This window comes from Vibrio sp. ABH4_348 (assembly GCF_056159765.1).
The window spans coordinates 753,369-771,465 of sequence record NZ_JBSWVW010000001.1; the positions used below are offsets into that span (position 1 = coordinate 753,369).

Annotated in this window: 15 protein-coding genes; 5 read left to right on the forward strand and 10 right to left on the reverse strand. The window is 42.2% G+C overall.

The genetic code is table 11. The annotated features are described in order from the left end of the window. Positions 1-103 precede the first annotated feature (103 nt). On the reverse strand, positions 104-439 hold the full coding sequence (locus ACXAFJ_RS03500) for a hypothetical protein (protein WP_475321452.1): 336 nt from the start codon (positions 437-439) through the stop codon (positions 104-106). Between the two features lie 69 nt (positions 440-508). Next, positions 509-640 (reverse strand): hypothetical protein, encoded by a 132-nt coding sequence (locus ACXAFJ_RS03505; RefSeq protein ID WP_475321453.1) that lies wholly within the window; start codon positions 638-640, stop codon positions 509-511. Positions 641-815: 175 nt separating this feature from the next. On the opposite strand from ACXAFJ_RS03505, the gene ACXAFJ_RS03510 reads away from it, so the two are divergent. Beyond that, positions 816-1,289: a LabA-like NYN domain-containing protein gene (locus tag ACXAFJ_RS03510; protein WP_475321454.1), complete on the forward strand. Its 474-nt coding sequence runs from the start codon at positions 816-818 to the stop codon at positions 1,287-1,289. A gap of 12 nt (positions 1,290-1,301) precedes the next feature. Here the strand turns inward: ACXAFJ_RS03510 and ACXAFJ_RS03515 are convergent, their stop codons facing one another. Then, positions 1,302-2,168 carry a helix-turn-helix domain-containing protein gene (locus ACXAFJ_RS03515; protein ID WP_475321456.1) on the reverse strand — a complete coding sequence of 289 codons (867 nt, stop codon included), beginning with the start codon at positions 2,166-2,168 and terminating at the stop codon, positions 1,302-1,304. Positions 2,169-2,323: 155 nt separating this feature from the next. Here ACXAFJ_RS03515 and ACXAFJ_RS03520 point away from each other — a divergent pair, with 155 nt between their 5' ends. Further along, positions 2,324-2,482 carry a hypothetical protein gene (locus ACXAFJ_RS03520; RefSeq protein WP_475321457.1) on the forward strand — a complete coding sequence of 53 codons (159 nt, stop codon included), beginning with the start codon at positions 2,324-2,326 and terminating at the stop codon, positions 2,480-2,482. 87 nt (positions 2,483-2,569) lie between these two features. On the opposite strand, the gene ACXAFJ_RS03525 is transcribed toward ACXAFJ_RS03520, so the two are convergent. The 4 genes from ACXAFJ_RS03525 to ACXAFJ_RS03540 are packed head-to-tail and all read right to left on the reverse strand — an operon-like array spanning position 2,570 to position 9,354. Continuing rightward, on the reverse strand, positions 2,570-3,679 hold the full coding sequence (locus tag ACXAFJ_RS03525) for a hypothetical protein (protein WP_475321458.1): 1,110 nt from the start codon (positions 3,677-3,679) through the stop codon (positions 2,570-2,572). Then, positions 3,679-4,791 (reverse strand): hypothetical protein, encoded by a 1,113-nt coding sequence (locus ACXAFJ_RS03530; RefSeq protein ID WP_475321460.1) that lies wholly within the window; start codon positions 4,789-4,791, stop codon positions 3,679-3,681. The genes ACXAFJ_RS03525 and ACXAFJ_RS03530 overlap by 1 nt, the downstream gene beginning before the upstream one ends. Further along, positions 4,784-5,887, reverse strand: coding sequence for a hypothetical protein (locus ACXAFJ_RS03535; protein WP_475321461.1), 1,104 nt, complete (start codon positions 5,885-5,887; stop codon positions 4,784-4,786). The genes ACXAFJ_RS03530 and ACXAFJ_RS03535 overlap by 8 nt, the downstream gene beginning before the upstream one ends. Then, positions 5,884-9,354 carry a toxin VasX gene (locus ACXAFJ_RS03540; RefSeq protein WP_475321462.1) on the reverse strand — a complete coding sequence of 1,157 codons (3,471 nt, stop codon included), beginning with the start codon at positions 9,352-9,354 and terminating at the stop codon, positions 5,884-5,886. The genes ACXAFJ_RS03535 and ACXAFJ_RS03540 overlap by 4 nt, the downstream gene beginning before the upstream one ends. Positions 9,355-9,665: 311 nt before the next feature. On the opposite strand from ACXAFJ_RS03540, the gene ACXAFJ_RS03545 reads away from it, so the two are divergent. Then, on the forward strand, positions 9,666-11,351 hold the full coding sequence (locus ACXAFJ_RS03545) for a protein adenylyltransferase SelO (RefSeq protein ID WP_475321464.1): 1,686 nt from the start codon (positions 9,666-9,668) through the stop codon (positions 11,349-11,351). 507 nt (positions 11,352-11,858) lie between these two features. On the opposite strand, the gene ACXAFJ_RS03550 is transcribed toward ACXAFJ_RS03545, so the two are convergent. Both ACXAFJ_RS03550 and ACXAFJ_RS03555 read right to left on the reverse strand, forming a co-directional pair. Further along, positions 11,859-12,722, reverse strand: a complete 864-nt coding sequence (locus ACXAFJ_RS03550; protein WP_475321465.1) for a TIR domain-containing protein — start codon at positions 12,720-12,722, stop codon at positions 11,859-11,861. Between the two features lie 375 nt (positions 12,723-13,097). After that, positions 13,098-13,271, reverse strand: a complete 174-nt coding sequence (locus ACXAFJ_RS03555; protein ID WP_206376118.1) for a hypothetical protein — start codon at positions 13,269-13,271, stop codon at positions 13,098-13,100. A gap of 138 nt (positions 13,272-13,409) precedes the next feature. On the opposite strand from ACXAFJ_RS03555, the gene ACXAFJ_RS03560 reads away from it, so the two are divergent. Both ACXAFJ_RS03560 and ACXAFJ_RS03565 read left to right on the forward strand, forming a co-directional pair. Further along, positions 13,410-14,282, forward strand: a complete 873-nt coding sequence (locus ACXAFJ_RS03560) for a BrxR family transcriptional regulator (RefSeq protein ID WP_270032935.1) — start codon at positions 13,410-13,412, stop codon at positions 14,280-14,282. Between the two features lie 197 nt (positions 14,283-14,479). After that, positions 14,480-16,171, forward strand: a complete 1,692-nt coding sequence (locus tag ACXAFJ_RS03565; RefSeq protein ID WP_475321466.1) for an RNA-directed DNA polymerase — start codon at positions 14,480-14,482, stop codon at positions 16,169-16,171. 83 nt (positions 16,172-16,254) lie between these two features. Here ACXAFJ_RS03565 and ACXAFJ_RS03570 read toward each other — a convergent pair whose 3' ends face one another. Next, positions 16,255-18,096: an ATP-binding protein gene (locus tag ACXAFJ_RS03570; protein WP_475321468.1), complete on the reverse strand. Its 1,842-nt coding sequence runs from the start codon at positions 18,094-18,096 to the stop codon at positions 16,255-16,257. Between the last annotated feature and the right edge of the window lies 1 nt (position 18,097).

Genomic DNA, 18,097 nt, shown 5'->3' on the forward strand with positions numbered 1-18,097 from the left:
TGTGTCGATAGTAAAAACAAGTTACTGTTAGCTCTGTCTCAGCTCTTATCGAAGGGCAAAAAAGAAAAATGAAAGGGTGTTTGATGGGGTGTCTTGGCTACAGCTAATCCGACATTCTTAGGTCTCGAGCAAGAATCAACGCCAATCCAATAATCTGAAGAAAGACGGCAAAGACTTTTAATCGGCTAATTCTAGTTTCAAGCAGCGTCGTTTGTTCATCCAATTCAAGGTTAGTGAGATACAAATCGTCTATTCGTTCACGTTGTTCACGCTGTGAATTTTGCAGATCGTTAAGCAGAGAAGACAAGTAGAGGTTTTCTTCAATCAAATTGACGTTAGCTTCTTGACCTGCGCTGACCCAATTTTTGAGTGCCGGATAAAGCTTTGCCCAATTTATTGGATGATTTTTAGAATTGGTGGCAGAGAGTACAGTGAGCATCTCAATTTTTCTTTCAATCGTCTCGACACTGCTCCAAGCCAAATCAATCATGTAGCGTTGTGAGGATTTTTATTCAGATAGCTGATCTACTTCTTTCTGGTAGTTTTCAATTGAGATGCTAAGCAAAAATATCGCAGTCATATTCATGATTAAGCCAAGTACAACTTTGACCCATGTTGACGACACTTTGAAATTTGGCATGTTAACTCCCGAGGCTCTTTGAGAGTGTAGACATTGCAAAACAGCTCTGCTGAGGGAAGTTAGTTGGACGCATAAATGCTTAAGTTAATGGGCAAAATATACGCTTGTGGTATTTCAACACCTATTGCAGTCTTCTAAAGGGTATACTGAGGCAAATGCTTGTATTAAGTCGAACATGGAAAAAATAGCCATCTTAGTAGACGTGCAAAACGTTTATTACACCACCCGAGAAAAGTATCGCGCTAACTTTGATTACAACCAGTTTTGGTATGTGGTTTCACAAGGCCGAGAGGTTGTACAGGCAAATGCCTACGCTATTGCTTCCTCTGATGCGAAGCAAAGACAGTTCCATCATATTCTTCGTGGAGTAGGGTTTCAGGTAGTGCTTAAACCTTTTATCCAAAGGCGTGATGGCAGTGCTAAGGGGGATTGGGATGTGGGAATCGCCCTAGATGCTATTGAGTTGGCCGAGTCAGTAGATACGATTGTTCTAGTTTCGGGTGATGGTGACTTTGAGATTTTAGTGGATAGAATTCAAACCAAATTTGGCAAGAAGGTCGAAGTCTATGGCGTGCCCGGGCTTACTGCACAAGGCTTGGCTGAGGTGGCAGATAAGTTTGTTCCCATTAACCAAGATTTTTTGTTGTGAACAAGTTTTGAGTTAGCGACGAGCGTGTATCTCGCTGCGATATTCTGTCGGTGTTGAACCTTTGTAATCCTTAAATTGTCGGTTGAAGTTGGCTTGGTTCTCGTAGCCAACCTTTTCCATTACGATTCTTATTGGAAGATCAGTGTTGATCAGCAAGTTGCACGCCACGCTGAGACGCACTTTTTTTAAATATTGGCTGAAACTCTCTTTAAAGTGGCTTTGGAAAAGCCTTCTAACGCTACTTTCACTGGTGTAAAGATGACTCGCGAGGTCGGCAAGGGTAATGGGTTCGGCAAAATGTGATTGCATAAACCGTTCAGCTTTCTCTAGCTTATCCTGATTGGTGCTCTCCGCATCAAGCGCACAACTTGGCCTCGGATTAAGCAATTTACGCGGTTTAGTGTCTTCGATAAGCAGTGCGAATACTAAGATTAGCTGGCTGATCTGCCGATGAGGAGGGAGATCAAGAACCGTGTCGAGAATCCCAACCACTTTTTCAGCTGTGTCGGGTGAGAACGTCAATCCTCGGTTTGAATCTTCTAGAATTACTTTGAGTGGTTGCAGTTCATTGCAAGTACCCACTAGCTGGTCTATCCATTCTTTTCTAAACCAAACCACGTGAGTTTCACAAACGGAGCTATCTCTATTGTGGTGAGAGTACACCGCGTGTGGCAGTCCAGGGCCAATCATGATCATGTGATTATGATTGACCACGGTTTCGTGGTGACCAATAAAACAGGTTCCAGAAAAGTGGCGGTGTATGGCGATTTCGTATTCTAGGTGGCGATGCCAATCAATCTTTTTCGCTTCCTCGACAATCTTTTGATAACGCCATGATACGCCAATTCGTTGCGGGACTCGTTCAAGCTTTCCTTTCATACAACACGCATAGTATTAAATAACCTTCTAAATTATAAAAGAAAAATACTCCTACTTAATGTGCTTGAACACATAGTATTGCAGGTTGAACAAATGCGACTTAACGAAGGTTGCCCAAGACATATGATGAGTTCAAACGAAACAGGAGAGCCATTATGTCAAACATCAATCAAACCTTATCTCAGCTAGTCGCCAATACTCGTAAGCAGTGGATTTCAACCATTGTCCGAGGCTATCGAATCAAAGTACCGAACATATGGAAATACTATGGCTACAAATCAGAGCAAAGTTTTTATGAAGATCTGATCGACTAAGCCGATTCGTCACAAACTAAGCTTGTGCGTTGTCAATGTTGTCTTCGAAAGCGAGTGTCTATCACACTGTGACAAGGATGTCGCAAGTTACCCATCCTGCCAAAGCGGTTGGAGTTGGCTTGCTTGGTGTTTGTCTAAGCCATAGCGCTTGTTGACATCACCAATGGTGAGAATGTTTTTGCCTTTTTGGTAGTCTTGTTTGAGTAGCGTGTTGAGCTCAGTAAGGGCTTTGCTGGGTTTTGCCCATTCCGATTCTGGGATTGGTTGGCTCCATGATTCGACTTCATCAAAATGGCGAGTGTGTTTCACCATTTGTTTGATGAGGTAGTTTTGGCGCCAAATACCCAGAAAAGTGCCATTAATTATCCACCATATCAAACGAGGACCAAATTCTTCAGGTTTGATATCGTTGGCGTCACAATGCTGCTGTTTAAGCTCTTCATAGGTGAGTGGCGAGGGCTCTCCAATCGTGTCTGGTCCTTGCTCCATGTAACTTCGAATCATTTCCCAGAGTCGAACTCCATGTTGCTGTGTCATCACACCTATCTGTACCGTTGCCCAAAAATGGCCGTAGTCTTCTTCATCATTGGCAGCAATTAACAAAGAGGCTTGGGTAAATACACCGCCAGTAGAGATGGCGCTGCTTTGCCCAACCAGTACACACACTTTTTCCCAAGGGAAAAATCGATATTCGGTTTGTTTGGTGTCTTCATTCCAGCGAGAGAACATCACCTCACGGCGTTGCCGATTAAAGCGTGGCGGAAGGGTTTGGGTGAGGGTTTTACGAGCGTTTGCATGGATTTTATACACGATGAAACACATTCCAAATATTGAGCCTCCGAATCCACCGACTAGCACAAAAAGCTCAAAGTAAGAAAACACTTCTTGCCATTGGCCATTTATTTTAACGTGTAGATACAAACCACTGATGATTTGACTAACTCCACCAGCCATTGTGGTTACCCCAACTGGGATAATCCAGCCCATGAGAAACATAATCCACATCAGTTGTGTTTGAAATATCACACCCCCCGCCCCACCAATCTCTAAGTAGGTCTGGTTTTTGGATACCAATACGTCATGGATTGCAAGTGGTCTGGTGTTGGTCTCTACAGGCATTGGGCTCAGTGCTGTGCCACCTTTCATGGCGCTTGAGCTGCGTTGGCCAGCTGAGAATGGGATAGAGGGTTTACTCATTACCCATCCTGCCAAATCGGTTCGAGTTGGCTTGTTTGGTGTTGGTCTAAGCCGTAACGTTTGTTGACATCACCAATGGTGAGAATGTTTTTGCCTTTTTGGTAGTCTTGTTTGAGTAGCGTGTTGAGCTCAGTAAGGGCTTTGCTGGGTTTTGCCCATTCCGATTCTGGGATTGGCTGGCTCCACGCTTCGACTTCATCAAAGTGGCGCGTGTGTTTCACCATTTGTTGTACCAGGTAGTTTTGGCGCCAAATACCCAGAAATGTGCCATTGATTATCCACCAAAAGGTCATGCCCGGGCCGAACTCTTCAGGCTTAATATTGTTAGCGTCACAATGCTGCTGTTTTACCTCTTCATAGGAGAGTGGAGAAGGCTCTCCAATCGTTCCAGGCCCATGTTCCATGTAACTGCGAATCATCTCCCACAGGCGAACTCCGTGTTGCTGTGTCATCACACCAACTTGTACCGTTGCCCAAAAATGGCCGTAGTCTTCTTCATCATTGGCTGCAATCAACAAAGAGGCTTGAGTAAATACACCACCTGTGGAAATAGCGCTGCTCTGGCCAACCAGTGCACACACTTTTTCCCAAGGGAAAAATCGATATTCGGTTTGTTTGGTGTCTTCATTCCAGCGCGAGAACATCACCTCGCGGCGCTGGCGATTAAAGCGAGGAGGAAGGGTTTGGGTGAGGGTTTTATGGGCGCTGGTGTGGATTTTATAGGCGATGAAACACATTCCAAATATCGAGCCACCGAATACACCTACCGTAGCAAAAAGGTCAAAATAAGATAATACTTCTTGCCATTGGCCATTGATTTCAACTTTTCGATATAAGTCATCAATTAGTTTAACTACTCCCCCAGATTGAACGGTTACCCCAACTGGGATAATCCAGCCCATCAGAAATAAAATCCACATCAGTTGAGTTTGGAATATTACACCTCCAGCACCGCCAATTTCTAAATAGGCTCCATTTTTGGAGACCAGTACATCATGGGTTGTCAGAGGAGCTGTGTTGGTCTCTACCGGCATTGGGCTTAATACCGTGCCGCCTTTCATCGCGTTAGAGCTGCGCTGGCCGACTGAGAATGGGATAGAGGGTTTACTCATTATCCATCCTGCCAAATCGGTTTAGGTGTTGGTCTAAGCCATAACGCTTGTTGACATCACCAATGGTGAGAATGTTTTTGCCTTTTTGGTAGTCTTGCTTGAGTAGCGTGTTGAGCTCAGTAAGGGCTTTGCTGGGTTTTGCCCATTCTGATTCTGGGATTGGTTGGCTCCACGCTTCGACTTCATCAAAGTGGCGCGTGTGTTTCACCATTTGTTGTACCAGATAGTTTTGGCGCCAAATTCCCAGAAAAGTGCCATTAATTATCCACCAGAGCAAACGAGGACCAAATTCTTCAGGTTTGATATTGTTGGCATCACAATGCTGCTGTTTAAGCTCTTCATAGGTGAGTGGCGAGGGCTCTCCAATCGTGTCTGGTCCTAGCTCCATGTAACTTCGAATCATTTCCCAGAGTCGAACTCCATGCTGTTGGGTCATCACACCTATTTGTACCGTTGCCCAAAAATGGCCGTAGTCTTCTTCATCATTGGCTGCAATAAGCAAAGAGGCTTGGGTAAATACACCGCCGGTAGATATGGCGCTGCTTTGGCCAACCAGTGCACACACTTTTTCCCAAGGGAAAAATCGATATTCGGTTTGTTTGGTGTCTTCATTCCAGCGAGAGAACATCACCTCACGGCGCTGGCGGTTAAAGCGAGGAGGAAGAGTTTGGGTGAGGGTTTGATGGGCACTTGCATGGATTTTGTAGGCTATAAAAAATCCACCAAATATTGAGCTTCCAAATCCACCTACTATCACAAAAAGGTCAAAGTAAGAGAGTATTTCTTGCCATTGGCCGTTGATCTCAACTTTTCGATATAAGTTATCAATTAGTTTAACTACTCCTCCAGATTGAACGGTTACCCCAACTGGGATAATCCAGCCCATGAGAAATAAAATCCACATCAGTTGAGTTTGAAATATAACACCTCCAGCACCGCCAATTTCTAAATAGGCTCCATTTTTCGAGACCAGTACATCATGGGTTGTCAGAGATGCTGTGTTGGTCTCTACCGGCATTGGGCTTAATACCGTGCCGCCTTTTATCGCGCTGGAGCTGCGTTGGCCGGCTGAAAATGGGATTCTCGTATTAGTCATCGATCATTGTCCGGTCGGATTTTCATTAGTTGAAGGGCTTGTTTTAAGTTGAACGGTGTTGTTAGCTGCATATCTTCTATTTCTAACAGTTCTACTTGATATAGGCCTGTCTGCCCCTTTACTGGTTCCAAATTTTCAGGCTGTTGCAGATTTATTGTGTAGCGTGCACCAGACTGTTCTTTGAATAAGATTTGTCCAGTTTGACACGTAACTTCTATTAGCAGATCTAAGTACTGCAAAGTTTTATGTCGCGCTGAGTCTTTCGGCCAGTCAAGTTGGTAGTGGGTGTTCATACCATCAAAAATGACATTGCCGAGTTGAATCAGAACAGATTGGGTGATGTCATTCGTTTGTTCTGAGCTGGTCGATTTGACAAACCCCGCAATGCGGACTTGATGGGGTTGAGCCTGAGGAACCATGATGTTGATTTTCGAGACATTATGGTAGGTCTTGGTAACACCGTAGTTGGTGCGATATTCAATGGTTGAGAACTGCTGGGCATTGACTGTGACTTGCGGAGTTTGTGTGACTTCTAGCCATTTGGTTTGCTGGGTTAAGCTATCCCAGTTTTTATTGCCGTCTCTAAACCAAGTGTCAGGTTTTCCCCAAGAGGAATTACTGATCCACTGCATTAGTGGAGTTGACTGAGTATAGTTATATAAAAACTCGCCCGCTAGCATCAACGCGCTAGCTGCTAAAAACCAAGGGTTAGCGAGTAAGGTAGCGCCAAAAACGGTTCTACCCGCTTGTAACCAAGTGGTTCTGCCTGCAATTGCGGCTATGATTTGTTGACCGCCGCCATAGGCAACCCGTCCAGCTTGCCAGCCTTGTATTCCGTCACCTGCTAGCGCTAAGCTGGCTCCCACTACCGCTGTCAAATCACCTTTTTTCCAACCTGAAAAGATTCTTTCTGATTGAACAAATCCATTTGACAATGAGGAAAAAAATAATGCCCCTGTTGAAATTGTGTTTCCAATTGACAACACTTTGCCTATTGCATTGGCACCAGCCGTTGACATAGCCTGAAAATACTGCAATTGAGTAGCAGTTCGAAGAATTTCTGTTGTGACAGAAATACCAGATGAAAATGCACTCAACAAATCTGACCAAAAGTCGAACTGTTCTATTTCTCGTAACTTCGACTTTCTGTCTAATTCTTTTGCCGTTTGGCCAAAGTTCCAAGCTTCTAATAAGAAAAACGCGAAGGCCAGTGAGCCACCACCAATCTGCCCATTGAGTGGTAGCCGAGTCCATGGTTTGTTCGCCTCATGCACACCATAGAGAAATTCATTGCGTAGCACCTGTTTTTTGGTTCCTACAATTTTGCGAACATCCTCCATAGATTGGTCTTGGACAGTCATTGAAATTTGGGACGGAGCATGTTTGCTACCGGGTTCAGCAATAGGGTTCGCAGATGCTTCTAATTCATCGAGGATTTGTTGGCTTGCAAACCCTAACTCATTCAAGGTTCTTTGATGTTGTGCTCGTAAAGCATCTTTTTGAGCGGTCCTGAGCCCTTTTATTTGCTCTACCTTATTACGTTCGCTCAACACGCTTTGGCTTTGAATTTTGAGGTCAATAATACGCTCGAGCTTGGTATCAATGCTTTCAGCAGCTTCTAGACTGCCAACATTAATTTGAATATTGGCATTTTTTTTGTGGCCAAGTAGAGTAAGACTTAAACCAAGGGGTAAGTGTTTAGTGATACTACTAGCTTTAAGCTCCAAGCCTTCCGCTTTTTCTATAAGTTCAGTTAATTCGTTGATTGACAAGTTGAAAAAATTTAACCCCAGCAAGCTAAATTCCGTTCGTATTTCGGGTGTTAGATTCTCAATTTCCGTAAAACCTTTGCCCTCCAAATAATCAGTGAGCACTTTTAACGGCGCTGCACCTTCCGCTGTTGCTAAGGAGTTGTCGATGACACCTCCTGTGTTGACCAGTTCATCTTTTCCGGTTTTGTCTTTAAATGTTGCGCAGTTTTCTTTGGTGCTACAAAACAGTTGTATATTTTGTTCACCGACTCGGTGGAAGAGAAATTCACGATACTTAGGTTCATTTTCTTTTAGGTAGGCAAGGTTGGTTGTCCAGTGGTTTTCAATTTGCAGTCTGGCAACTAGGTCATCTTTGACTTCCTTATCAAATACCGCAATTGACGCATACGCCTGTGGCATTATTTTAAGCTTATCGGTATCAAGCTGTTCGAGTTGCTCGTGCCAACGTATTACTTGTTTGTGAGCCGGGTCGAACCACGCTTCCATTGCTTCGTCGTCGATGCGATCGATAATTCCACGGTGGCCGAAACTACTCCCATCTAACAGCAAATCCTGTTGTGTATCTACATTTTTAAAAATGGTTTCAAGCTCCCGCTGAGTAATCCCTATGCGGTCGGCCAGTTCTTTGTTTAAAGTTTGTTGATTCTCAAAAGCTTTGTATTCTGGGGTGTTGGTAATGGCATCGGGGGAATCAACTCGCTGCGTGGCATCAGGTACAACCCTTCTAAATCTGTCACGAGCCTGAATAAATTCAAAGTGGCGATTGCGCACTTCCTCATAGTTGGCTTGAGCGTTCTCGCCCTGCAAGAAAGCCTTGAATTTGTCTGAATTAGAATTTTGTTGGAAGTTGTGGGGTTGTAACGATTTAAGTAATTTAGTTTGGGAGGCAGCAAAATAACGTGCGCTGTTGTCATCATCTTTGAGCCATTGGGCTTGCAGAGAAGCAATACCTATAAATGAACTAGATAATTCGGTCATGATACCGATCGGATCTTCTAGAATAAGTACTGCGGAATCATCGTAATAATCGGGTAATCGAGAGCTAACTATTGTGGCTGGATCGACTTGTTGAGGTTTTTCGGGTAACCAACACCATTGTTCATCAATGTTGTTCGCGCTTATCTCGGGAGTACAATCAGCTAGGTTTGTGCTTAGCGCGTCAGTTGGCAATAGATGTCTGTTACCGTCGATCGCATCAAAGTTAGAGACGTTACAACGCTGCATTATTTCAGCTTTTAATTCAGGGTCTGCGAGTAATTGACCTTGTAACTTAGCCGAGATGGGTGTTGGGCTGAATAAGACATGAATATGCCCCCGTTTTTTTACGATTAGCCCTTTTGAGGACTCGGTATAAACGAACTCTTGATGTCCGCTTTCATTAACCTGCATACCTTGTTGTTCAAGCTTGGTGACAACGCTTTGTTCATCCACAGTAAAGGCGTACATGATGTCAGAGCGTTCGCTATGAATGACATAGATGTAACTTAACTTGGGAATAGGCCTGATACCTAGTGGTCTGAACTTGATATCATTTTTGAGGCGGCTATCTACGGCTTGATGTTTTGCTCCGGCTTCAACAAGAGCATATCGAACGGGAATCAACTGGATTTTGTCTAGAGATAGCGGACAGGGGCCCAGTGGATCAAAGATATCCCTATTTGATGCGCAAAACGCCGCTTGGTTAGCACTAGACACCACAACACTCCTTCTTCCATTTCAGTTTTCTGTAATAGCACAACCCGCGTTAGGTTTTACTGCGGACAAAATCTTATGTCTTTTAATGAGGTACAGGGATGAATTCAAGTCTGGCTTTAGGGATTTACAGTGGAGATCAATATTAAGCAACTTATTGCTCATTGTTGGCAGGTGTTAGCTCCAAAATAAGGACTTGAGCAGCAATCAATCGATTAGGTGTTTAGATTTGTGTCTTGTTAAGCATTAACGCGTAGAATGAGAATATTGAATGCAGATCCGTAGGTATTTCCGTGTCCTCAAAAGAAAGGTCATTGACGAACACATCATTAGTTAGCACGTTTCAAGAATTTGCTGAACTTGCAGATTACTCATTACTCAATTCCCTCAATGAAGACCCACAGGCCACTAGTGATGGCGATGATCATTTTCCTCGGCAGGTGTTTTCTGGTCACTACGTACCCGTTGCTCCCACGCCGATTGCTGAACCAACCTATATAGCTCACAGTCAGCGCTTTTTTAAAGAGCTGGGGTTAGATGATGAATTAGCAACTACGGAAGAATTCAAACGCCTTTTTTCAGGTGATATGCAAAGTATGCCCGAGCCAATGAAATCAGTTGGCTGGGCGACCGGCTATGCCCTATCAATTTTTGGAACCGAATACACCGAACAATGCCCATTTAAGACTGGCAATGGCTACGGTGATGGCCGAGCAATCTCTGTATTTGAAGGCGTGTTAAATGGTAAACGTTGGGAGATGCAACTTAAGGGCAGCGGACCAACACCATATTGTCGAGGTGCCGACGGAAGGGCGGTATTACGCTCCAGTGTTAGAGAGTTTTTAGCGCAAGAATATATGCATGCGCTAGGTGTGCCGAGCACGCGCTCGTTATCACTATTTGTGTCTAAATCAGATACGGTTGATAGGCCATGGTATCGCGAAGGCTCACGCTCGGACAATCCAGATGTGATGGCAGAAAATCTAGTCGCGATTTCTACGCGAGTTGCATCCTCATTTTTGCGGGTCGGGCAGCTTGAACTTTTTAGTCGTCGGGCTCGAAAACAAGAACATCATACCGCCTTGCACGAGTTAGAATTGATTGTGCGACATATCATTGCTCGAGAGTACGGTGAACAAATCGATCAAAACCAACCTCTCCCGACACAGCTAATTAAGCTGGCGACGGAGTTTCGTGACAGATTAACTTCCTTAGTTGCAAACTGGATACGAGTTGGGTACTGCCAAGGTAACTTTAACAGTGACAATTGCGCCATTGGTGGTTTCACGCTTGATTACGGCCCGTTTGGTTTCTGCGAGTATTTTGAACCTTACTACCAGCCTTGGACTGGAGGTGGACAGCATTTTTCCTTTTTAAACCAACCGCTCGCGGCACAGAAAAACTTCGAGACGTTTTGTAATGCTCTTCTGCCTTTATTGATCGAACACGCAGATAAAAGAGCAGAACTAGAAAAGGTTAGAGATGACTTTTCCAAGGTCATGCAAATGAAAATGACCCAAATGTGGGCAGACAAACTCGGTTTGGTTGAACTTGATCACGAGCTACTTGCAGAGCTGTTGCAGCTAATGATGAAAAGCCATGTCGACTACACCATTCTCTTCAGAGAGCTGAGTAACATACCTAATACCATTGCTGAGTTGCGGGTCGGCTTCTATGCTGAGCCAGACAATGATTTATCCGAACAGTGGCAAAACTGGTTGGACAAATGGCGCAGCCATATTGACCAACAAGGCGACAGCCTAGCAATATCGCAGAAAATGAAAAAAGTTAATCCCAAATATACTTGGCGAGAGTGGTTAGTTGTTCCCGCTTACCAGCAAGCTCATCAAAATGATTACAGTCTTATTCATGAACTACAGAATTTATTTTCAGATCCATATGGGGAACAAACCGAACAGATTGCTGAGAAATATTACCAACTTAAGCCACTAGAGTATTTCCAAGCTGGTGGCGTGTCGCACTATAGCTGCTCATCTTAGGGCGCTATAAGAATGGCGAGGGTTTAATTTGTTCTCTCGTCATTACATCCTATAGTCGTCAAAGAAAATACGTTTACAAAAGCTCGCTTGAGAAGCAACGCAAGCAGATTATAGTTTTAGTGAGGGATGAAGAAGTGGGAGGAACCCTTTGACCGTACTTCTGACTATACTTGTTTTCTTATGCGGAATAGGCTTACTTGCGATAGGCGTGTTGCTATCGAAAAAGCCAGTTAAGGTAAGCTGTTGTAATCAATCAGACTCTGAAAAAGTCGCTTGTGGTAGTAACGAAGATACTAGAAATTAGCCTACAGCGAGAAGCAAAAAACCCGCACAAGGCGGGTTTTTTAATGTGGCGGAGAGATAGGGATTTGAAAGCTATCTCCGCAAGATCAAAACGCTTATTTTACAATGACTTAAAGTAATACCTCAAAAGACGATATTGTTGATTGTATAGTACATCTGTAACTAAATTTAGACAGACATACGAGAAAATATCTTTACGTTATTTCACTGCTCTTTTTGAATTATTCGTAATAGCTGTGAAGCTATTTCTTCTACTTCATGATGAGCACTTGATAAAGCGACCTTGTCCGCCAAGCTATGACTGAACCTAGAGACTTGCTCATGATCAACGCCGTGCCAAATGGGTAAGATAACTTTTCCACCTAACATTGACCTATTTACAAGAGCATCTAATTCATATTGAGGCCATTGCTTAGAAAAAAAAGCAGGAGATAATACAACAACGCCATACTTAGCATTACCAAGACCTGAATCTATGGAACGGCGCAAACTGTCTCCCATTTCTAAAGTAAACTCATCATACCAAATCTTTAAGCCTAACTTGTTTAACTCATTAACAAGAGGCCTCACAAACGCAGGCTTGTCTTCACTGGCGTGAGACACAAAGAAGTCATATTGCTCTAGTCTTTCCATTGTTCTTACTTTTTCACTCGAAACGGACATGCATTCACTGATAACGGCTTGAAGCTTCGCCCACTCAACCTCAGCCATTCTTGCTTCTTCATTGTAAAAAACCTCATGCATTGAGTACTCAACATCAGAGATATAGAAGAAAAATTTGTTTGAAATTTTCTGGGCATTTCTCTCAACCCACTTCCACTCGTAGTTAGTGATCGTATTGATAGAACGTTCAACATACGTTCCTTTAACTAAATTACCAAATCGAAATCGGCCTGTAGAGGGGCTAAATGCTATAAAATTAGAACCTCTACCTGAGAAGATAAAATTGAAACCATCATCGCGAAGAGTTGACTCGGAGTCTTTACTCTTTCTACGAGCATTAAAGAAAACGTAAATTGATCCCAGTGTTACCATCAATAGTAAAGTAGGGAATAAATATTCCAACATTAGTATCACCTACGTATATAAAGCAAGTTGGTGGCTCTTCAAAGAACCACCAATCCCATTCTTAGTGCTTCTTACTTGTTTTATTGATCGGAATCTTAAACATTCCACCATTTTTCCGAGTGATTCGCTTTCCTTTAACTGTGATATAAGGTCGATAAATGTATTCAATTTCTTCATTAGTATTTGTATTAGTAATACTCATAACTTGGATCTCTTTCAAAGAAACCACACTAGATCTTGACCATATACATAAATTTTGAGTATGCTCACGAAATCTAAGTGGTCATGCTTAGGAAAAGTTAGTCTGTACTGCAATTCAGTCTAACTCGCTTAGATGATTTATAGGGCAATGAAGCTGCAACTTCGTTGCCCTTTTCATTTCTGTTCTCTACGCACCCCCTTAAATGGTTCTCCATCCATTTTTACGTCCATGATTCGCCCAGTCTTAGTATCGCGTTTAGCCCAAAGACCTGACGGTGTTTGGAACTGCGAACGCCCTTTAACAGCTCCGATTCTTTTGTTGTCACCATATGGTTTGTTAACTGCCATGATTATCACCTTACTTGTCATATGAATTTTAAAATGAGCCTTAGCTCATAAAACATACTAACCTAATCATTTTGATCAGATCAAGTGGTTAAAGTGATTTTTTTGTGTAATACTAATTTTGGCTTAGGAGAATGAACAATGAACAACGAAAATCTATCATTTGCCGTGAAAGAAAGGCTGCAGTACATTGAGTTCTTATTACAGTTTCGTGGTTGGCTGGCTAGAGGAGATCTAGTTGATAAATTCGATATTTCTGCACCTGCAGCAACAAGAGACTTTAGAAAATACAAAGAGCTAGCGCCAAACAACCTAGACTTTGATGATAGCGGGAAAAAGTACATTATTAACGAAGCAGCGTTCTCGCCGATGTACCCTCTAAAAATTAATGAAGCCTTAGGAAAACTCAGAAGTCCAGTTTTAGCCAAATCACTAGGGCTTGGTGAGGGTGAGAGTTTCACTGTCCCGCCGCGCTTATCTTTACCCAAGCTCAATGTACTGATGTCCATTTCTAGGGCAATTCTTAATGGCAATGCGTTACAAGTTAATTACTTATCTGTACAAAATGGGGAATCTAGTCGAGTAATTGCCCCACACTCTATTGTTGACAATGGCCTCAGGCTGCATATAAGAGCTTATGATTATAAGAGGAACAAATTTTGTGACTTTGTTTTAGGTAGAATAATCAGTGCACATCATTCTGATAAGGTTGTTCTATCTGAGAATTCTAGGAAAGGGGATAACCAGTGGAATAGGTTCATTAGATTAGAGCTGGCTCCTCACCCAAATAAAAACAATGTCCAAAACAGTATCACCATCGAACATGATTTTGGAATGGTGGATGGTGCTAAAACTCTTGAAGTTAGGGCGGCCGTTGCGGGTTATTGGTTACGCCTTTGGAATGTTGATTGTACTAAAGATGCCTCTTTGTTGGGTAGTCAGTATCAACTTTGGTTGAGAAACCACGAAACTCTGTACGATGTTGAAAGTGCAACACTATCTCCAAGATCATAGTACTGTGAATCCAATGTAGCGTCTCATTAAGAGCAGTGAAGATATGGAGTAGTTTAGTACTGTAATAACTCTAATCACAAAACGCATGGTTATGCCTTGTGTTGCTTAGTGAATTTCTTCAGTATGAAGACTACATCTTTCTGAAAATTGCGCCTCTAAGGTAATGAGGTGCAATGTAACAAAATAAGCCTAGATACATGGATAAGATCAAAGAGTTACTCAAATCAGGTTTTTTTCCAGTCCAACTGCCGCCAACCTTTACAACAACCGAATTTGCTGAGAGTTATCATAAATTTCAAGGTCGATGGTCAGCACATAAACAACCAGAGACTAAGGCGGAAAAGTTTTCAGTAGCAAGATCTTCATATTATCGAAGAGCGACAAGCATAGTTAACCCGATTAGTTACTTTTTTCTAGTTAAAGAAATCGCTGAGTATTGGTCTGACATTGAACGACACTATAGAAAAAGCAATATTTCCTTGAGCAAACCTAAGCTGTCTCCATCGCTCAGAGCAATAGATATAAGTCGTTTTAGTGAGCTTTATGAAGCTAAAGTGACAAAATCTGCGGGTTATCGATATGCATTGATAACTGATATTACTAGCTATTTTCCTACTATCTATACCCATTCAATTCCGTGGGCTATTCACGGCAAGAGTGCAGCCAAAAGAAACAGGAAAGCATCATCAGCTTTTTTTGGTAATATTTTAGATAGTAAAAGTACTAAGTTGCAAGATGGACAAACCATTGGATTACCGATTGGCCCTGACACTTCACATATCATTGCTGAGTTAATTGGAGTCGCAATTGATAGAGAGCTCAAGGAAGCGATAGGATATTGGCCTGCTGGTTTTCGCTATGTTGATGACTACTGTTTATTTTTTGACAAACGAGAACAGGCAGAAAAAGCTTTAGCAGAACTAACTAAAGCGGTAAGCAATTTTGAACTTCAAATCAACCCATCAAAAACAAAAATAGTTGAAGTAAAAGAGTTAGTTAGTGAGTCTTGGAAATATAGTATAAGGAAGCTAAAGATATCCGATGAAAAAAGGAAGCAGAGAGATGATATCCATAACTACTTTGAAGTCCTTTTTTCGATAGAGGATAAGTTTAAAGATGAAGCAGTTGTAAAATATGGTCTAAAACAAATATCTTCGTCTATCATCCGCAAATCAAATTGGGATATTTTCGAAGCATACATACTGAAATGTGGTTATAGCTTTCCGAACACGCTCCAAGTTATAGCAAACCTTCTTTCAACATATAATTTTTATGATTATGAACTGAACAAGCCTGCTATTGAGAGGTTTTGTCATAACCAAATTAAAACCCACTCCATATCTGATCACCATAGTGAGGTGTCATGGTTGCTGACGATATGCAAGGGTCTTAAGTTAAATGTTAAGCGAGAAGTCGTGCGTGAAGTAGAAGGCATGGATAGTTCTGTTTGCAACCTTCTAATTTTAGATATGCATCACAGTGGTCAAATTAGCTCAAATATTCTTGCCGATACCTTAAGAAAATTTGCTAGTACCGACTCTCTAGAGAGTAGTTCTTGGTTACTATCTTACGAAGCTGGTAAACGTCTCTGGCTCAAGAACGAAAATACTGACTTTATTAAAACACACCATTTTTTCGGAGCTCTTCTCAAGCATAACATTAGCTTCTTTGAGCCAGAAAACCTAATTAGCCCCATATTTAAGTTCAAAGATACTGAAGAAGATTATGATTTTTCGACCTTTTTTGATAGTGATGATCATATCGAAACTCATTTTGACTTCGATGACCAAGACGATGAGTATTTTGATGAGCTGCCAAAATATGACGGTGAAGAGAGCAATGAAAGTTATGAAGATCAAGGCTTTGATTTTCTAGCGGATATATTATAGATAGTTGCTTCAATTGAACATAAAGCCTTGCCTTTATGGCTAAGGCTTTGTATCTAGTTGTATCTCCAAGTCTGCTTTTTTCTTTAGTTACACATCCTATCAGCAATTTCTTTTAGGCTCTTTAGATCTAGACGGCCGTTAGCCCAGCCTTCAGCAAATGGTATTGTGTTTGATTTAGGAAGTTGGTTGTCATGAAGATCTCTGACCCTGATTCTCGAAGGAAGGGCGGCACCTTCACCTACAAATATGGCTTCTTGTTGTGACAAAATGGGTAGTGCTCCAACCATCCCAGACAAGCCATCTGGTAGAAAGCGGGCGACATGCTGTTGATCCGCAGAGTTAGTAAGCCTTAACACAACCCAAGTGCCACACTGTGATATCACAGTGCTATCTACATCTGCGGGCCTCTGACTTACTAACATTAAGCCAATCCCATATTTTCGACCTTCTCGTGCAATGCGTCTTATTGCTCCTTGTGCTGCTGCATATTGTGCCTCTCCATGATCAGGTACGTATCTATGCGCCTCTTCACATACGAGCAGAATCGGATCTTTTTCTTTCTCTTCTTGTGTCTGGAATACTTTATATTGAAATAATAGTCTAGCAATCAAGGCAGCTAGAGGGCCCGCAACTTCGTTAGGGAGGCCAGAGATATCTATTATTCTAATATCTTTTTTATCCTCAACAGGAGCCCCAACAAGCTGGTTTAAAACCTTGTGAAGTTTCATTTCATCTTGTTCACCTTCCCAACATTGCAACATAAAAGACAGCCGTTTATCTCTTCGGAGAACTCTCACCTTATCTAAGACTGATGGAATACGAGCTTTCCCTAAATCCGTAGGTGGCAAGGTTTCAAGGATCTTCGAGCCTTTTTTAAAACGTCCTCCTTGTATGAATCTTATATGGCTCTCAAACTCATCTAAACAAAATGGTCTTGGTTTATCTCTATCAAACTCAAGAATGTCCGATGTGTCTTTTTTATCACAAAGGTTTGGATCATCATGGTTTTCTAGCTCTTTCAATACTTCCGTATCAAACTCTCTAGGACACGGCTGCACAATTCCAGCTGCAACCATTCGAGCATGTGTCAGAGCTTTTTGGACGATGTTGTTTTGGCTAGTGGCACTTTCTTCAGTCTTGCCAACTATCAAACTGGTAAATTCATCGCTTGACATTAACCAGTATGGTAATTTTATTAATTCTTGTTGATCCTCACCCGCTGTGATGCCATAAGCTCTATACTGTATAGCCCTTTTACTGAATGCGGCACCATATTCCCCATGTGGGTCAATTACGACAATTTGCGGAGAAAAACTCATCTCTCCAGTGTTATGCTCCAAAACGCTATGAATTATTGCGGCGACAGTTCCCGACTTTCCTGAACCTGTTGATCCCAATACAGCACAGTGCATCCCGAACATTTTGTTTATATTCGCTCTGCAAGCAGTTGACTCCGATGCGCTATATACAGCAAATGGAACTAGTGGGTCGACCTTCTCTTCTCGTTCACCTTCAGCTGAGCGATAAACACATGAAATCTCGTCATTTGTTAATAAAAACACGCCTTGTTGAGGCAATGGGTATGTCTTAATACCTCGCTTAAAGGACAATTTAGAACTAGAGTTATTCCAACTACCTTCGGCCAACAGTTGCACTTCCATAAGTCTTTGATCGGATTCAGTATTTATAGGCATTCCAGCCTCTAACAATTCTTCAGAACGCATTCGAAGCATTGTAACTAAACCGAAAATAACCTTTCGACCATAGTGGATCTTAACCATACTGCCGATTTGTCCTATTGGATAAACCCGACCTTCGAAAGTTCGAGTTAGTTCAGAGACCTTATTCGAGATTTCAACTTTGATAGTTGTCCCTGAGACCTCAACAACTTGACCTATTTTCAGCTCATCAGTTGGTGTAAACATG